14 protein-coding genes are annotated in these 15,449 nt (G+C 42.5%); 9 read left to right on the top strand and 5 right to left on the bottom strand.

Features of this window, described 5'->3' with window-relative positions:
* The first annotated feature begins 85 nt into the window (after nucleotides 1–85).
* Nucleotides 86–2,233 (top strand): S9 family peptidase, encoded by a 2,148-nt coding sequence (locus tag AC59IL_RS11635; protein WP_496552293.1) that lies wholly within the window; start codon nucleotides 86–88, stop codon nucleotides 2,231–2,233.
* A 162-nt stretch (nucleotides 2,234–2,395) separates the two neighbouring features.
* Nucleotides 2,396–3,898 (top strand): glycosyltransferase family protein, encoded by a 1,503-nt coding sequence (locus tag AC59IL_RS11630; protein WP_496552292.1) that lies wholly within the window; start codon nucleotides 2,396–2,398, stop codon nucleotides 3,896–3,898.
* Between the two features lie 79 nt (nucleotides 3,899–3,977).
* Here the strand turns inward: AC59IL_RS11630 and AC59IL_RS11625 are convergent, their stop codons facing one another.
* Nucleotides 3,978–4,541, bottom strand: a complete 564-nt coding sequence (locus tag AC59IL_RS11625) for a porin family protein (protein WP_496552291.1) — start codon at nucleotides 4,539–4,541, stop codon at nucleotides 3,978–3,980.
* A 235-nt stretch (nucleotides 4,542–4,776) separates the two neighbouring features.
* On the bottom strand, nucleotides 4,777–6,054 hold the full coding sequence (locus AC59IL_RS11620; RefSeq protein ID WP_496552290.1) for a M23 family metallopeptidase: 1,278 nt from the start codon (nucleotides 6,052–6,054) through the stop codon (nucleotides 4,777–4,779).
* Between the two features lie 291 nt (nucleotides 6,055–6,345).
* Between AC59IL_RS11620 and AC59IL_RS11615 the strand changes: the two genes are divergently transcribed.
* Complete coding sequence (locus tag AC59IL_RS11615) at nucleotides 6,346–6,492, top strand: DUF4291 family protein (protein WP_496552289.1); 147 nt, start codon at nucleotides 6,346–6,348, stop codon at nucleotides 6,490–6,492.
* Here AC59IL_RS11615 and AC59IL_RS11610 read toward each other — a convergent pair.
* On the bottom strand, nucleotides 6,460–6,831 hold the full coding sequence (locus AC59IL_RS11610) for a YccF domain-containing protein (protein WP_496552288.1): 372 nt from the start codon (nucleotides 6,829–6,831) through the stop codon (nucleotides 6,460–6,462). The genes AC59IL_RS11615 and AC59IL_RS11610 overlap by 33 nt on opposite strands.
* Nucleotides 6,828–8,060 (bottom strand): TCR/Tet family MFS transporter, encoded by a 1,233-nt coding sequence (locus AC59IL_RS11605; RefSeq protein ID WP_496552287.1) that lies wholly within the window; start codon nucleotides 8,058–8,060, stop codon nucleotides 6,828–6,830. The genes AC59IL_RS11610 and AC59IL_RS11605 overlap by 4 nt, the downstream gene beginning before the upstream one ends.
* A 95-nt stretch (nucleotides 8,061–8,155) precedes the next feature.
* Between AC59IL_RS11605 and AC59IL_RS11600 the strand changes: the two genes are divergently transcribed.
* The gene (locus AC59IL_RS11600; protein ID WP_496552286.1) at nucleotides 8,156–8,896 is read left to right on the top strand and encodes a DUF72 domain-containing protein; all 741 of its coding nucleotides are present in this window, start codon (nucleotides 8,156–8,158) and stop codon (nucleotides 8,894–8,896) included.
* 340 nt (nucleotides 8,897–9,236) lie between these two features.
* A complete protein-coding gene (locus AC59IL_RS11595) occupies nucleotides 9,237–9,692 on the top strand; it encodes a sensor histidine kinase (protein ID WP_496552285.1) in 456 nt (151 codons plus the stop codon).
* A gap of 167 nt (nucleotides 9,693–9,859) precedes the next feature.
* On the opposite strand, the gene rbp is transcribed toward AC59IL_RS11595, so the two are convergent.
* On the bottom strand, nucleotides 9,860–10,174 hold the full coding sequence (rbp, locus tag AC59IL_RS11590; protein WP_496552284.1) for an RNA-binding regulator: 315 nt from the start codon (nucleotides 10,172–10,174) through the stop codon (nucleotides 9,860–9,862).
* A gap of 387 nt (nucleotides 10,175–10,561) precedes the next feature.
* On the opposite strand from rbp, the gene AC59IL_RS11585 reads away from it, so the two are divergent.
* The 4 genes from AC59IL_RS11585 (at nucleotide 10,562) to pgl (ending at nucleotide 15,374) form a co-directional block, all read left to right on the top strand.
* Complete coding sequence (locus AC59IL_RS11585; RefSeq protein ID WP_496552283.1) at nucleotides 10,562–11,020, top strand: c-type cytochrome; 459 nt, start codon at nucleotides 10,562–10,564, stop codon at nucleotides 11,018–11,020.
* A gap of 446 nt (nucleotides 11,021–11,466) precedes the next feature.
* Complete coding sequence (gene gnd / locus AC59IL_RS11580) at nucleotides 11,467–12,882, top strand: NADP-dependent phosphogluconate dehydrogenase (protein ID WP_496552282.1); 1,416 nt, start codon at nucleotides 11,467–11,469, stop codon at nucleotides 12,880–12,882.
* A gap of 147 nt (nucleotides 12,883–13,029) precedes the next feature.
* The gene (zwf, locus tag AC59IL_RS11575; protein ID WP_496552281.1) at nucleotides 13,030–14,559 is read left to right on the top strand and encodes a glucose-6-phosphate dehydrogenase; all 1,530 of its coding nucleotides are present in this window, start codon (nucleotides 13,030–13,032) and stop codon (nucleotides 14,557–14,559) included.
* A gap of 95 nt (nucleotides 14,560–14,654) precedes the next feature.
* On the top strand, nucleotides 14,655–15,374 hold the full coding sequence (pgl, locus tag AC59IL_RS11570; protein ID WP_496552280.1) for a 6-phosphogluconolactonase: 720 nt from the start codon (nucleotides 14,655–14,657) through the stop codon (nucleotides 15,372–15,374).
* Nucleotides 15,375–15,449: the final 75 nt, after the last annotated feature.

Genomic DNA, 15,449 nt, shown 5'->3' with positions numbered 1-15,449 from the left:
CATTAGCAAATACTACTATTCATCATTTTAATACGACTTATAATTCGGTCGAAGTCGTACATTCATCCTATTAAAAATCAGTCACATGAAAAGGCTTCTGGTATGCATTGGCTTTTATATATCTATTTGCGCTACAGCTCAAAATAAGCAGCCTGTTACTGTTACCGATATGCTGAAAATTAAATCTATCGATAATATCACGCTTACCCGTGATGGCAGTAAAGCCGCTTTTACAGTTACCAGTATCGAAAATGATGGCGATAGTAAACTGGATTACAAATATGTGAGCCACGTTTGGATGACATTAACCGACGGCAGTTCAGCGCCCCGTCAGTTAACTACCAAAGAACACTCAGTGCAACCCGCCTGGAGTCCCGATGGCAAACAACTTGCTTTTGTTCGAACGGCCGACGGCAAACCACAGATATTTCTATTATCACTCGATGGTGGTGAAGCGGTACAATTGACTAAATTTAAGTACGGCGCCAGCTCGCCCAAATGGAGCTCCGACGGACAACAGATTCTGTTTGCTTCCTATATTCAAATGGCCGATTTTGCAAAAGACTCCATACTGAACCCCGGCAAAAAACTGCCCGACTGGCCCGTTGAAAAACCGGGCTTCGATAAAAATGAACAATTAAAACCTTCAACGGCCAAAAGCAATCCCGATGGCACCCTCGAAGAAGTACGGGCCTACCTCGATAACAATATCACTGATAAAAAAGCACGGGTGATCAATAAACTCAACTTTCAGGATGAGTTTAACATTACCAACGACATAAACTTCAACCATTATTTTGTTGTTGGCATACACCCCGGCGATTCGCCGGTTGCTATAACGCATGGTTTTTATTCTTTTGGCTCGGCCGATTTTACGCCCGATGGCAAACAAGTCATCTTTTTGGGAGATATTGATTCAATACAACACCCCAACCGGTCGCTTGAAAGTGAAATTTTTATAGTTGATCGTGATGGTAGCCATTTGCGTAAATTATTGGGAGAAGATGAAAAAGTATTTTTTTCTCCAAAGGTTTCTCCTTCGGGCAAATGGCTGGCATTTCAGTTTGCCGATATTTCATTTGTAAAAGTTCCGCAGCTGGCCATCATGCCGCTGACAGGTTCGGCAAAGGATATGATCGTTATTCCTTTCGATCGTACCAAAGCCAACTTTGTATGGAGCGCCGATGAAAAATACCTGTACTTCAATGCGCCCAGCAATGGTGGATTTCCGTTATACCAGGTGAACATAAAAACCAAACAGGTTGAACAATTAACCGATTATAACAGCGGCATCAGCAACTTCGATGTGGCAAACAATAAGCTGGTGTTTGTAAAAACCGAAGTAGCCAATCCCTTCGAATTGTACCTCGCCGATGCAACCGCCAAAAATGCAAAGCGCATCGGCACCATCAATTACAATTGGGTGCAAAACAAACAGCTGTCGTTTCCCGAAAAGAAAACATTTACCAACGATAAAGGCCTTACTGTTGAATATTGGGTGATGAAGCCGGCCAACTATGAACCGGGTAAAAAATATCCGTTGTTGCTCGAAATTCATGGAGGCCCTTCGGCTATGTGGGGACCAGGCGAAAGTTCAATGTGGCACGAATACCAGTTCTTTTGCAGCAAAGGATATGGGGTGGTGTATTGTAACCCACGAGGCAGCGGTGGCTATGGTGAAACATTTCTGCGGGCAAACATAAACGACTGGGGCAAAGGCCCAACCAGCGATGTGCTGACGGCCCTTGATAAAACTATAGCCGAAGGATGGGCCGATACATCAAAATTATTGGTTACCGGTGGTTCCTATGCCGGCTACCTGGTGGCATGGATCATCAGCCATGATCACCGCTTTAAAGCTGCCTGCTCACAGCGCGGTGTATACGATCTAAGCACTTTTTTTGGCGAAGGCAATGCCTGGCGCCTGGTACCGAACTATTTTGGCGGTTATCCATGGGAAGCGGAAGCCAAAGCCAATCTCGAGCGCGAATCGCCCATTACTTACGTACAAAATATCACCACTCCTTATATTATTTTTCATGGCGACAACGACCGGCGTACCGGTTTTGTTGAAAGTGAAATGATGTACCGTAGCCTGAAAGTATTGGGCCGCCCGGTTGAATATGTGCGCCATCCGAATGCAACGCATGAGATTACCCGAAGTGGCGATAACCGCCAACGGATCGATCAGATGTTACGCACCTGGGAATTTTTTGAACGCTGGATAAAATAACACCAACACATTAAAGAAATCAATATTCACTGCACAGTACTGCGGGTATAATTTTTTATGTCTACTTTTGAATGGCCGGTACAATTACTACCGGCCATCATCATATAAATCAGAAATGCGGTTCAGGGAATTATTAAAATAATTCCGTTCAACCCAGCCGCAGTGAAAAAACAACTTGTCCTTTACAGCCTTCCTGTTATCGTATTATTGATTATTTATTTCCCTTTATTTTATACAAATTATGTTTACCTCGATGACTGCTACCAGTTATGGCATAACGAAAAGGGCGTACTATATTATGATATTTGGCTGGTACAGGGGCGCTTTTTAGGCGGGCTGCTCATGGATAAAGCATACACTTCAATTCATACTATTAGCGCTATAAAAATCCTTCGCCTTATTTCTTTAGCTGGATGGGCTTTGGCAATTTGTATGTTCATTAAAAACATAAGTCAATGGGCAAAATATAGTGGTTTCGATAACAGGTTGGTTTTATTAAGCAGCGTGTACCTTGCCTGTAGCATTTCGGTATGCGTATATACTGGTTGGGGAGCTTCCTGTTTTGAAATATTCCTGGCTTTAATATTTGGCCTGTTAAGTGGTCATTTATTATTTACACAACTAAAAAAATCAGGCAATTACTTTTCTGTTCCCGTTCCCATGCTATTGCTGATACTAACTTTAGGTGTTAGCTCATTATTTCTGTATCAGATAGGTGTAGGTGCATTTTTACTCCCGTTCTTTCTTCATTTTGTCACAAAAAAATTTTATAAACCCGATCGCATTGTAATAACAGGTGTTATCGCATATCTTGTTATTGTCTTTGTTTATTATATACTATTCAAATTATCTCTGATTATCGAAGGTGTAACAGGTACCCTTAGAACAGCATTAAATCTGAACGTATTCGATAAAATTGCATTTTTCTTTTCTGTGCCAACGGCACAGGCCTTTAGCTTTAATTTCCTGTTCAATTTACACAGCATCCTTTCGCAGGCATTTTATATAACAACCATTTCGGTTTGGATCGCTTATTTATTCATTAGCCACCGCAACCGGACTGCTATCAAAAAACTGCTATATATAGTAGTGGTTTTTCTATTACTGATGCTCATATACCTTCCGGTAATGGTAGCACATGAAAACTTTGCATCGTACCGTACCATGATTAATTTAAACCTGGCTGTTTTCATATTACTTGCCAGCATGATATTGGAATGGATAAAAAAGGAAAAATGGAAAAACTATTTTGTTATTGCGGCTATGGCGGTGTTTATAGTAACCGGCTTTTATAATTTCCGTTATAACTTCCTGTACCCGGTAGCGAAAGAATATAAGCTGCTAAGAACATATGTTCAACAACAGTATACCGCCAGATTAAATAAAGTTTATTTTCTGCGCCCTCCTGAAAATCTGTTCTATAATGAATTTCATGTTCATCCTTACCGCGATGAATTAGGTGCACCCTCTACATACCGCGACTGGGTACCGGAACCTTTGGTTAAACAAATTATATTCGAGTTGACAGGTAGTAAAAGCATTGCCGAAAACATTGAGGTGGTACAGTTTACCGAAGCAACGTCATTTTATAAGCAGATAGCGCAGAAAGAACGTCACACCATGGCAATTGATATGGCGGCCATATTTTATGCCGGTGAAAAATAAAACAGTAATACCGCAGAGAGCCGAAACAAGATTGCTCCTGCTTCTCTGCGGTATATTCAAACAACAATAACCGTTATAGTTATTTAAATTTTATTGAAACGCCAATTTGGCCAACCCGGTTAAAATAGTCGCGATTGTCGTTTTTGGTGATGTCTGAAAGACCGGCATTATAACGGGCATAAAATCCCAGCATGGGGGTAGCCTGTATGCCAAATCCAAGAGCAAGCCCTGCATCAACTTTTTTATATCCGTCATCAACTTCTGTTTTATTATCATCATCTTTTACTTTGGCTGATAACAGAAAGCCTATTTGCGGACCAAATTCAAGATAAACCTGCTTTGCCGGATAAAACTGAAACATGATAGGTACCTGTAAATAGTTCAATGCAAGTGTATACTCATGGTTGGCTATTACAAATTGCTGCCCCTGGCCTGAGAATAATAATTCAGGTTGCACAGCCCAATTTCTGGTAAACCGGCTATGCAAAAACAAACCAATATGGCCGCTTAACCGGTTATCACCATCCAAACTGGTAACATCTGATATATTCAAACCACCCTTTATGCCGGCAGTTAATTTTTGTGCATTTATATGACCTGCAACTATACAAAACAAAAACAGGGTTAAAACATGCTTTTTCATGATTGATTGATTTGATGAACCATGATTTTCAAAGCTTGTGCCAGTTTATGTTATGCAAATGAATACGCCTGCATATCAACGCAATAAAAGGGCTGAAATTCAAAAAATAACAGATTATAAAGAAAAGCCGGCTATAGTGTAGAAAAGCCGGGCCATAATAGTAATGGCCCGGCTTTTTATTTAAAGAAACACTTTATTCAAATTGCCGATTGCTTATTGCAAATTGCTTATTTGTTTACTGCGTCATCGAAATTGTTTCAACAACTCCCATGTTAACGGTATTCAATTGTTCCTGTTGTTTTTGTACATATTGTGCAAACAAAGGCATAACAGCTTCTGACAAAGGCACAGAGGGCGGGAATTTTTGTTGCAGCGGATCAACCTGTTTTCCGTTTTTCCAGAAACGATAGCATACATGCGGCCCTGTAGCCAAACCGGTGCTGCCCACATAACCTATAACCTGACCCTGCCGTACGCTTTGTCCGGCCCTAACCGCCTGCTTTGTCATATGCAGGTACTGCGTAGTGTATGTATCGTCGTGCTTAATTTTAACATAGTTACCGTTGTTGGCGCTAAACTCCGACTCAACTACCACTCCATCGCCGGTAGCAATAATGGGCGTTCCTTCAGGGGCAGCATAATCGGTTCCCAAATGCGTTTTCCATCTTTTTTGTACTGGATGAAAACGCCTGAGCGAATACCCCGAAGTAATATGACTGAATTTAAGCGGCGCCTTTAAAAAAGATTTACGCAGGCTTTTTCCTGTTTCGTCGTAATAGTCGCCGGCCTCTGCAGTATCGGGTTTAAAGAAAAATGCATAAAACTTTTCGCCGTTGTGCGAAAACACGGCCGATTGAATAGCGCCTGTTTCAACCGGTTCATCTTTTATGTACCGCTGCTCATACATTACTTTAAAATAGTCGCCATCGTGAATGGAATAAAAATCTACTGTGTATGCATACAGGTCGGCCAGTTTCATAGCCAGGGCCGGGTCGGTTCCTGACTTTTCAAATGTTTCATACAATGAACCATTGATGATGCCTGATGCCGTTTGCAAACGCGCGGTTACCTGGCGTTTGCCGGTGATAATAGAAATTGAATCGCGCAGATCGTATAGTACATAGTCGATAGCGTTAGGCTGATACACAAAATAACATACCTTTTTCAAAGTGTCTTTGGTGCAAAAAACCGTGTATTGGCTACCGGCTTTCATTTTCTTTACATCAAAAACATATTTCGATTTTTCCTGTAGTTTTGATATGATGGTATTGTCTACATTATACAATTCCAATATAGAAGCCAGAAATTCATTACGCTGAATAATGCTTTCAGTTACGTTAAATGAATCAAGGGCCAGACCGAATCTGCGAGGTACAATTATGGTTGAGTCTTTTTTTGCAAGGGGTGCTTTTTCGCCCGGTAAAGAAAGGTTCAGGCTGCTCAATACAATTACAGCCACGATAAGTATGGCCATAAGAGAAAAAGCAACGCCCCAATCTCTGTGTGTAAGCATATGATTTCAATTGCCGGTTTTGTCAAGCGGCTTTTTAGCGCAAAAACAATGCCCGGGCATAGTTTAACGTATGACTTTTTTATTTCATCTTAAAGTCAACCAGTTATAGTAATTAATTAAGTTGGATATATTGATTGGGATATTGGAAGATGGCAAATGCAATTAGTAAAAATACGGCTCGGTAAAATGCGTGCTTTTACTCGCTGGTTTTCTACCGACACTTCAACGAAAATATATTTTACTTTATTGGGAACGGGTGGATTTTTAAAATTGAATTAACATTGGTTTATAATGAATAAAAAACAAATAAGAGCTTTGTATGATAATAATACAATTACCGTTTATCAGGCATACAAGTACTTAATAGCAGATACGGCTATGCCTCTTAAATCCCACTCGTGTTGCTTACCCTATCACATTCCTGCTAAACGGCAATAACGACAGTTCCATTAATTTCAAATGCTGGCGGGCAAACGGAATACCTATGATGGTGATGAAAAATATAGCAGCAAAAACAAGATGTACAAGCGCAGTATATAACCCGCCGCATAATAACCAGATGATATTACATAAAAGGGCCAAACAACCCGTTGTTCCCTCTTTCGGAACAATTTGTTTGCCGAAAGGCCATAACACTACTCCTGCCAGTTTAAAACATTGCAGGCCCCAGGGAATGCCGATAATCGTTAAACACAATACAAATCCGCCACATATATATCCCAGCGCGGCTACTAATCCGCCAAATAACAGCCAGATGATGTTACCTAATAAATTCATGAGGATGGTTGTATTATATGTTTCTCTTTATATAAAGTTCGATATGCCAAAATTGCACTTACTAAAAACAATATCGCCCCTGTAAAAAACGGCGCTCCGGGAAAATGAACGGGCGCTGAATTTTCAGTAAAATAATAAAAAAGATGATTCATTAATAACGGGCCGACAATAGCAGTCAGGCTCATTAAACCGGTTAATATACCCTGCAACTCGCCCTGGGCATTGGGAGGTACATGGCTCGAGATAGTAGCCTGCAATGCAGGCCCGGCAATACCACCCAAACAATAAGGTACCAGAAAAGCAAACATCATCCAGCTTTGCGTGGCAAAAGCAAATAAAAACATACCCAGCGAATAAAGCATTAACCCTATATAAATGCTTCGCTCCTGCCCTAATAATGGATGCACTTTACGTATCAGTACCGCCTGTACAAAAGCAACCAGAAAACCCACAATGCTTAGTGAATTACCAATCATCTTTTCGTTCCAGTTAAAGCGGTACTTCGTAAAATAACTCCAGTTACTTTGTACGGCATGCGCCCCGATATATACCAGTACAAGTGCTACTATTAATCCATGAATGGCAGGATATTTTTTTAACTGCATCAATGAGCCTAACGGGTTGGCACGTTTCCACTCAAATTTTCGCCGGTGCTCTTTGCTTAATGATTCGGGTAAAATAAAATATCCGTACAACCAGTTCAGTAAACACAATACAGCTGCTGCATAAAAAGGAGCGCGCAAACCCAAACCGCCTAACTGGCCGCCAATAGCAGGACCAATAATGAATCCTAAACCAAATGCGGCTCCTATCATGCCAAAATTCTTCGTTCTGTTTTCGGTAGTGCTTATATCGGCAATATAGGCCGAGGCTGTAGTAAAGCTGGCGCCGGTAATACCTGCAATAATGCGCCCTACAAATAACAACTCGTAATTAGGCGCCAATGCCAGAAATAAATAATCTATACCAAATCCCAGTAGTGAAAACAATAACACGGGGCGGCGCCCATACTGGTCACTCAAACTACCCAATATAGGCGCGCAGATAAATTGCATCAGGGCATATACGAACAGCAACCAGCTTCCGTATTTACTTGCTTCGTTTGCCGATACATGTTTCATGCCGGCCAACAAATCGGGCATCACCGGAATGATCAACCCCCAGCCTATAACATCTACCAGAATAGTAATAAATATAAATTTCAATGCAGCAGAACGACCAGCTTTCATACAATTAAAGTTGCTGCAAATTAACAGCGTTTTTTCAACTGTGGTGGTATAAAAATTTTAGTATATGTAATAATAGGAAAGTTAACCCTGAAACAATGACTTATATTCAGTGGCATATTGGCTGTTCGGGATTTCATTACAAAGAGTGGAAAGAGGTATTCTACCCCAAAGGATTGCCGCAGCGCCTGTGGTTTGAGTTTTACTGCCGGCATTTTGATACCCTTGAGCTAAACGTAACTTTTTACCGTTTTCCCGAATTGTCGTTCCTGCAAAACTGGTATCAAAAAAGCCCTTCTCATTTTCTATTTTCGGTAAAAGCGCCCCGGCTGATCACGCATTACAAAAAGTTTTATGAAACCAAATCGCTGCTAAACGATTTTTATAATACCATTCAAACAGGGTTGCAACAAAAGTTAGGCTGTATTTTGTTTCAGTTACCCGGTCAGTTGATTTATACAAATGAATTATTGCAAAAGATCATTCAACAGCTGAACCCTGCATTTAAAAATGTAGTTGAATTTCGACATAGCAGCTGGTGGCATCCGCAGGTTTATGAAACGTTGGCTCACCATCATATTAGTTTTTGCGGTATCAGTCATCCGCTGTTACCCGAAGCAGCAATATGCAATACCACGGTTGTTTATTACCGCTTTCATGGAGTTCCAAAATTGTACTACTCGCCTTATGAAGAAAAATTTTTACAACATGTTGCTGAAGCAATAAAAAATGCTAAACATGTTAAGCAGGCTTTTTTGTATTTTAATAATACGGCCAATGCGGCAGCGATTCAAAATGCACAATATTTGCTGCAGGTGATTTCAAAGCAGGAAGTATAAAACAACTCATTAAAAATCTTCTTGCTTCATACATCTTACTTCAGGCTTCCTGTTTTTGCGAGTGTACTTACGTAAACAATTGTAATGTAAAATGAACCGGAAAAAAACCGCACTAAATGAAAATTTATACCTATTTCCACTTATTTATACTGAAAATTTGATAAGAAGATATCCTCAATTGTCGTTTTAACATTTTTAGTTCGTTATTTTGTGCAGCACTTTTTTATACGAAGTCTTTGGTTAAGGTTCTGAAAATAAAAATCCGTACACGTACCATTTGCCTTACTTTATTTGTACCCTGTGAACCGGTTCTAATTCGTTCACTATAAAAATCCTTTGTATGAAAAGCCTGATGCATTTTACTCACCCCGTTTCAACTCCTCAAACTGCATTAAGTCAACCTGTTCCTCTACACCGGCTCATCGATCAACTGATGGTAGGCTTGTTACCCCTGGTTACAGGAAAAAAGAGTTTTATTATAAATGATGTTGATCAAACATTTCATCTTGAAGCCGATGAAAATTTGCTCGCCTATGTGCTGGGCAACCTGTTAAGCGGTGCCATCAACGGTTCTGAAAATGTTTGTATAAGAGTAGAGGCGGTTTGCAACAATGACGGAGTACAGGTTCGGGTAAGAAATAATGGTTCTTACTTCTACAGTACCGTATCGAATGGATTTACACATGTTGTACAGGCTGCCCGGCAACTCGGCGGCAATATCAGTATATACAATCAACACAACCAGGGCACCACATTGATGTTTTATATGGCTGCGCCCGGAAAAACTGTATGTTGATTTCTGATTTTGGGATTTAGAGATTTTGCGATTTCGTTGGGTGCAACACCTAAAGAAATCTTCGAAATCAGGAAATCAGAAATCAAAAAATTGTTTTCCGGCAACCTCCAACTACAACAAAAAAGCCCCCCGATGCATCGGGGGGCCTGATATTTAACCTAATAAGTTTAATAACGATTGTTGTAACTGTTATTACGGCTAAATGAACGTTTTTCGTTACCGCCACCACCACTACGCTCTTCACGGGGACGAGCTTCTGCAACCTTAATCTCTCTGCCTTCTACTTTGCCACCATCCAGTTCAGCAATTGCTTTTCTGGCAGCCTCATCATTAGGCATTTCAACAAATCCAAATCCACGGCTTTTACCAGTGAATTTGTCTGTGATCACACGGGCAGAAGATACTTCGCCATACTCGGCAAAAAATCCTTCCAAATCATCGTCGGTAACGTTGAAACTTAAATTCGAAACATAAATGTTCATGCTAACTAAAATTGGTTAAAAATTATAAATGGATCTGAGGTAAAGCAGAATGTAAAGGAAGACTAACAACTATTAGCAGAAATGCGTAGCGAGATATATCGTTCACTTACTATATGCGTTTATCACTCAAATGTGGCCGCAAAGATACTTCATTCACACCGAATAACCATATTATCTTGCAACGTTGTGATGTTAATTTATAGATAACGCAGGTTTATTTTCTTAATCACATCTAATAAATTTCAACGAAGCACAAATTCGACCATTTGTGCCCGTAGTTTTATGTCTTATTCCTTAAATCCCGGGCCTTGAGTCTTGTACCTTAATCCCTTGTCTTATGCCCCGAATCCAGTACCTTGTAACCTGTAACTTTTAAAACAAACTGTCATGCTTTTTAAAAAGAAATTTACTGTTGCCTGTACATTGGTTGCATTGGTTGTATTAGGAATTGCTGCCAGCGCACCTGCCGATCCCGATTACAAAAATTTAAAAGTACTGCCTAAGAGCATCAGTCATGATGAGCTCGACAGCGTCATGCACCAGTTTAACAACGCCCTCGGTGTAAGATGTAATTTTTGCCATGCCGCACAAAAAGACAATCCCAAAAAGCTTGACTTTGCGAGCGACGAAAAGGGCGAAAAAAATGCCGCCCGCGATATGATGCGCATGACAACCCGCATTAACAAAAAATTCTTCCATTATAAAAAAGATGAAGAGCATCCCATTCCTCCCATAGGTTGTGTTACCTGCCATCATGGCGACCCGCATCCCGAAGCCAAAGCAGCTTCCAAAATGGAAATGAAGCCGCCACCACCACCTCCCCCGCCGGCGCCAAACCAGCAATAGATACCCACGGATTTGGATGTTTGCCGCGTAATTACAAAATTGGTTGTTCCGGACTTGTGGGCGAAATTGCACGGCTGAACACAGATATTTCATGTAAAAAACTCAATATATTATTGTTAACCTTTCATGAAAAGGTAATAGGTAACACGGACAATAACAGTCCGTGTTTTTTATTGCCCGCATCCGTAACGGTCGGGACTGGCTGTGGCAAAGTAGTATTCTGCATACAGGTCGCTGAAGGCGGCATACCCGAATCCCAAATTTTCTTCTGCCGCAGGCGGCAAACCTGTGGCCTCTTTTGATAAATCACAAACAAGCCATCAAAAAATCACCATACTGCCAATATCGCATTAACACGATTTTCCTTATTTCGAAAATTTTCAAATTTCCCGATCCCCTCCCCCCTATCTTCAATTTGCCTACTTTTGCAACCTTATCTATTTGCAATGAGTGATCAACAATTTGATTTTGGCATGATTGGCCTCGGCGTTATGGGCAGAAATTTTTTGCTCAACATGGCCGATCACGGTTTTAAAGTAATAGGCTTTGATAAAGACAATCAAAAAACATCGGCGCTTGAATCATCAGCAACTGCCGGTACTACCGTAAAAGGTGTTGGTACCTTACAGGATATGGTGAACCAGCTGGCAACGCCACGAAAAATAATGATGCTGGTGCCCGCAGGTAAACCGGTCGATGATGTGATTGAAAGTTTATTACCGCTTGTGCAACAGGGCGACATCATTATCGATGGCGGCAACTCGCATTATACCGATACCCTTCGCCGTGTTACTTATCTGCAGGGCAAAGGCATTCATTTTATGGGCATCGGCGTTTCGGGTGGCGAACAGGGTGCGCGTACAGGCCCCAGCATTATGCCGGGCGGCGATCCTGAAGCTTATCCGCATGTTCGGCCCATGCTCGAAGCCGTTGCTGCCAAAGTGAACAATGTTCCCTGCGTGGCCCATCTGGGTAAAGGCGCCGCCGGCCACTATGTTAAAATGGTGCACAACGGAATTGAATATGCCATCATGCAGCTCATCAGCGAAAGCTACGACCTGCTGCATCGCGGCCTGGGATTAAATAATGATGAACTGCATACTGTTTTTGATACCTGGAACAAAGGTGAGCTCCGCTCGTTTTTGATAGAAATAACAGCCGACATATTTTTACAACCCGACGATAAATCGTCTAACCGCCTGGTAGATATGATCCTTGATAAGGCAGGCGCAAAGGGCACCGGTAAGTGGACGTCGCAGGATGCTATGGACCTGGGTGTGCCCATCCCTACCATCGATATGGCCGTTACCATGCGCAATATATCGGCATTAAAAACCGAACGCGTACAGGCAGCTGCCTTATATCCTGAATCGGCATCACTGATAAGCCTGCCCAAAGAACAATTCATTCAACAGGTACACGATGCCTTGTTGTTTGGCACCATCATCAGCTATGCGCAGGGGCTTGCTTTGTTGCATAAAGCGTCTTCCGATCTGGATATGCAAATTCCATTACCGCAGGTGGTAAGTGTGTGGCGCGGAGGCTGTATTATCCGTTCTGTTCTGCTCGAAATGTTCGGCAAAGCATTTGAACTGAACTCTCAGCTGTCGAATTTGTTATTAGATAACCAGGTAGCCCGCTACCTGCAGCCAAAAGCACAGGGACTTCGTGCAGTAACTGCACTGGCCATTCAACATAGCATACCGGCCGGTGCCCTGATGAGTGCTTTGAGCTACTACGATGCTTACCATAGCAAACAACTACCCATTAACCTGTTGCAGGCGCAACGCGATTACTTCGGTGCCCATACCTATCAACGTGTTGACCAGGAAGGGGTGTTTCATACGGAGTGGAAGAAGTAAAACAACGGGCAATTGGCAATGGGCAATTGGCAAAGCGAAAAGATCACACTTTGCCGTTTAATCAGGCTAATTAAAATTTAAATAGAAAATCTAATAATGAACCGCCGTCCCGTAGGGACGAAAGGTTGGTAGCGCAAAAATCATAATATGCAAAACCATAAATGTCCGCCGGCCTCTTTGCTTTTCATCTTTGGTGGCAGTGGCGATTTAAACCAGCGCAAACTTTCCCCGGCTTTATACAATTTATTTATCGATAGCTGGATGCCCGAGAAATTTGCTATTGTAGGTATTGGACGAACCGCCTACAGCGATGATAAATTTCGCCAGCACCTGCTCGATGGCATTCAGCAGTTCTCGCGCCGTAAAGGTGAGCAAAACGGCAAATGGCAGGCATTTTCGCAACACGTTTCGTACCTGCAAATGGATGCCGGCAATGAAGCCGACTACCAGAAAATTGCCGAAATAGTAAAACAAAAAGAACAGGAGTTCGGCGAGCATCCCAATGTGATCTTTTACATGTCGGTAGCTCCGCACCTCGTTCCTGAGATTGTGAGCAAGCTCGGCCCTTTGAATATTTGTGCCGATACCAAATGCACCCGCATTGTGGTTGAAAAACCTTTCGGTCACGATCTGCAAAGCGCCCATGAACTGAATGAGCTGCTTACGTCGATGTTCGATGAAACGCAGATTTACCGCATCGATCATTATCTTGGTAAAGAAACCGTTCAAAACATTCTGGCGTTGCGTTTTGCCAATGCTTTGTTTGAACCCATCTGGAACAGAAATTACATCGATCATATTCAAATTACCGCAGCCGAAACCGTTGGACTTGAAAACCGCGGCGATTATTACGAACGGTCAGGCGCATTGCGCGACATGGTGCAAAACCATATTCTGCAACTGTTATGTATGATTGCCATGGAAGCGCCCGTATCGTTCGATGCCAATGAAATCAGAAATAAAAAGGTAGATGTATTAAATGCCATTCGCAAGTTCAGCAAGGAAGAAGTACACAAGTATGCGGTGCGCGGACAATACTCCGATGGCTGGATGCAGGGTAAAAAAGTACCGGGCTACAGAAATGAAGGTAAAGTAAACCCCAATTCGCCTACCGATACTTTTGCAGCGGTAAAGTTTCATATTGATAACTGGCGCTGGCAGGATGTGCCTTTTTATGTACGCACCGGTAAACGCTTACACGAAAAGTCAACCATCATAACTGTACAATTTAAACCGGCTCCCAATTTTGCATTTCCGCAGGAAGCTGCTTTAACATGGCGCCCCAACCGGCTTACCATCAGTATTCAACCCGAAATGGATATACGCCTGCGCTTTCAGGCAAAACGCCCCGGTCAGTCGCTTACGCTGAATCCGGTTGATATGATCTTCAATTATAAAGATACCTACGGCGATGACGATCCCGAAGCATACGAAACCCTGTTGCTCGATGTAATGGAAGGTAATGCCACTTTATTCATGCGCAGCGACCAGGTTGAAGCGGCGTGGAAAGTAGTAATGCCCATTCAGGAAGCCTGGGAAAACCGCGTACCGATCGATTTCCCCAACTATGCGCCCGATAGCTGGGGACCCGAAGATGCCGAAGCGCTTATAGCCCGCGATGGCCGTAACTGGATTTCGCTGCCCGTTGCCCACCACGGTGTGCAGGCGGGCGTTTAAAACCCGTTACCTGTTTCCGGTTACCAGTAGCCGAGAACAGGCAACAGGAGGCTGGTAACCGACAACTGGCAAGTAATCTTAAATCAAAATTTGGAATGCTCCACATTTATAAATCTCCCGACGAAGTAAGCAAAGCCCTCGCTGAGTGGATTACCCAGGCCATTGAATCGGTTTTACAAAAACAGGATCATTTTACCTGGGTAGTAACCGGCGGTAATTCGCCCAAACAATTGTACGAATTACTGGCTTCGCCTCCTTACCGGGAACGCATTGACTGGAGCAAACTGCATATTTTCTGGGGCGATGAGCGGGCGGTACCCTATACCGATAGCCGCAACAATGCAAAAATGACTTTCGATCATTTGCTTAATAATGTACCGGTAGTTCGCGCACAGGTGCATATTATGGATACTTCTTTATCGCCCGATGAGGCCGCCACCGCCTACGAAGCCATTTTGCACCGTTATTTTTCTGCCGAAGGCGCCACCTTCGACCTCGTATTAAACGGCATGGGTGATGATGGACATACCTTATCACTTTTTCCACATACTTCTGTAATTCACGAAAAACAAGCCTGGGTAAAAGCTTTTTACCTCGAAGCCCAGCAAATGTACCGCATCACCTTAACGGCGCCAGTGGTAAACAGGGCGGCACGGGTAGCATTCCTCACCTTTGGCAGCAATAAAGCCAACGCCTTATTCGAAGTGCTGAAAGGGGCTAAAAACATAGATCAATATCCCTCGCAGATCATACAGCCGGTACAGGGCGAGTTGCACTGGTTCACCGATGAAGCCGCCGCCAGCCGTTTGCAATAGATTTTCAATCAACTTATTTCGCCTGTAATACAACCTGAGATAGGGAAGTATTCAACAAGTAGCCGGGATGTGTTC

This window comes from Niastella sp. sgz303648, from assembly GCF_059587045.1.
The sequence above is the reverse complement of the archived record's forward strand: the minus strand, read 5'-3'. Positions and strand labels throughout refer to the sequence as shown.

Excerpts from the sequence above, each read along its gene's own strand:
- AC59IL_RS11635 (WP_496552293.1), top strand. The coding sequence starts at position 86 with ATGAAAAGGCTTCTGGTATGCATTGGCTTTTATATATCTATTTGCGCT.
- AC59IL_RS11625 (WP_496552291.1), bottom strand. The coding sequence starts at position 4,541 with ATGAAAAAGCATGTTTTAACCCTGTTTTTGTTTTGTATAGTTGCAGGT.
- AC59IL_RS11620 (WP_496552290.1), bottom strand. The coding sequence starts at position 6,054 with ATGCTTACACACAGAGATTGGGGCGTTGCTTTTTCTCTTATGGCCATA.
- AC59IL_RS11615 (WP_496552289.1), top strand. The coding sequence starts at position 6,346 with ATGAATAAAAAACAAATAAGAGCTTTGTATGATAATAATACAATTACC.
- AC59IL_RS11610 (WP_496552288.1), bottom strand. The coding sequence starts at position 6,831 with ATGAATTTATTAGGTAACATCATCTGGCTGTTATTTGGCGGATTAGTA.
- AC59IL_RS11605 (WP_496552287.1), bottom strand. The coding sequence starts at position 8,060 with ATGAAAGCTGGTCGTTCTGCTGCATTGAAATTTATATTTATTACTATT.
- AC59IL_RS11600 (WP_496552286.1), top strand. The coding sequence starts at position 8,156 with ATGACTTATATTCAGTGGCATATTGGCTGTTCGGGATTTCATTACAAA.
- AC59IL_RS11595 (WP_496552285.1), top strand. The coding sequence starts at position 9,237 with ATGAAAAGCCTGATGCATTTTACTCACCCCGTTTCAACTCCTCAAACT.
- rbp (WP_496552284.1), bottom strand. The coding sequence starts at position 10,174 with ATGAACATTTATGTTTCGAATTTAAGTTTCAACGTTACCGACGATGAT.
- AC59IL_RS11585 (WP_496552283.1), top strand. The coding sequence starts at position 10,562 with ATGCTTTTTAAAAAGAAATTTACTGTTGCCTGTACATTGGTTGCATTG.
- gnd (WP_496552282.1), top strand. The coding sequence starts at position 11,467 with ATGAGTGATCAACAATTTGATTTTGGCATGATTGGCCTCGGCGTTATG.
- zwf (WP_496552281.1), top strand. The coding sequence starts at position 13,030 with ATGCAAAACCATAAATGTCCGCCGGCCTCTTTGCTTTTCATCTTTGGT.
- pgl (WP_496552280.1), top strand. The coding sequence starts at position 14,655 with ATGCTCCACATTTATAAATCTCCCGACGAAGTAAGCAAAGCCCTCGCT.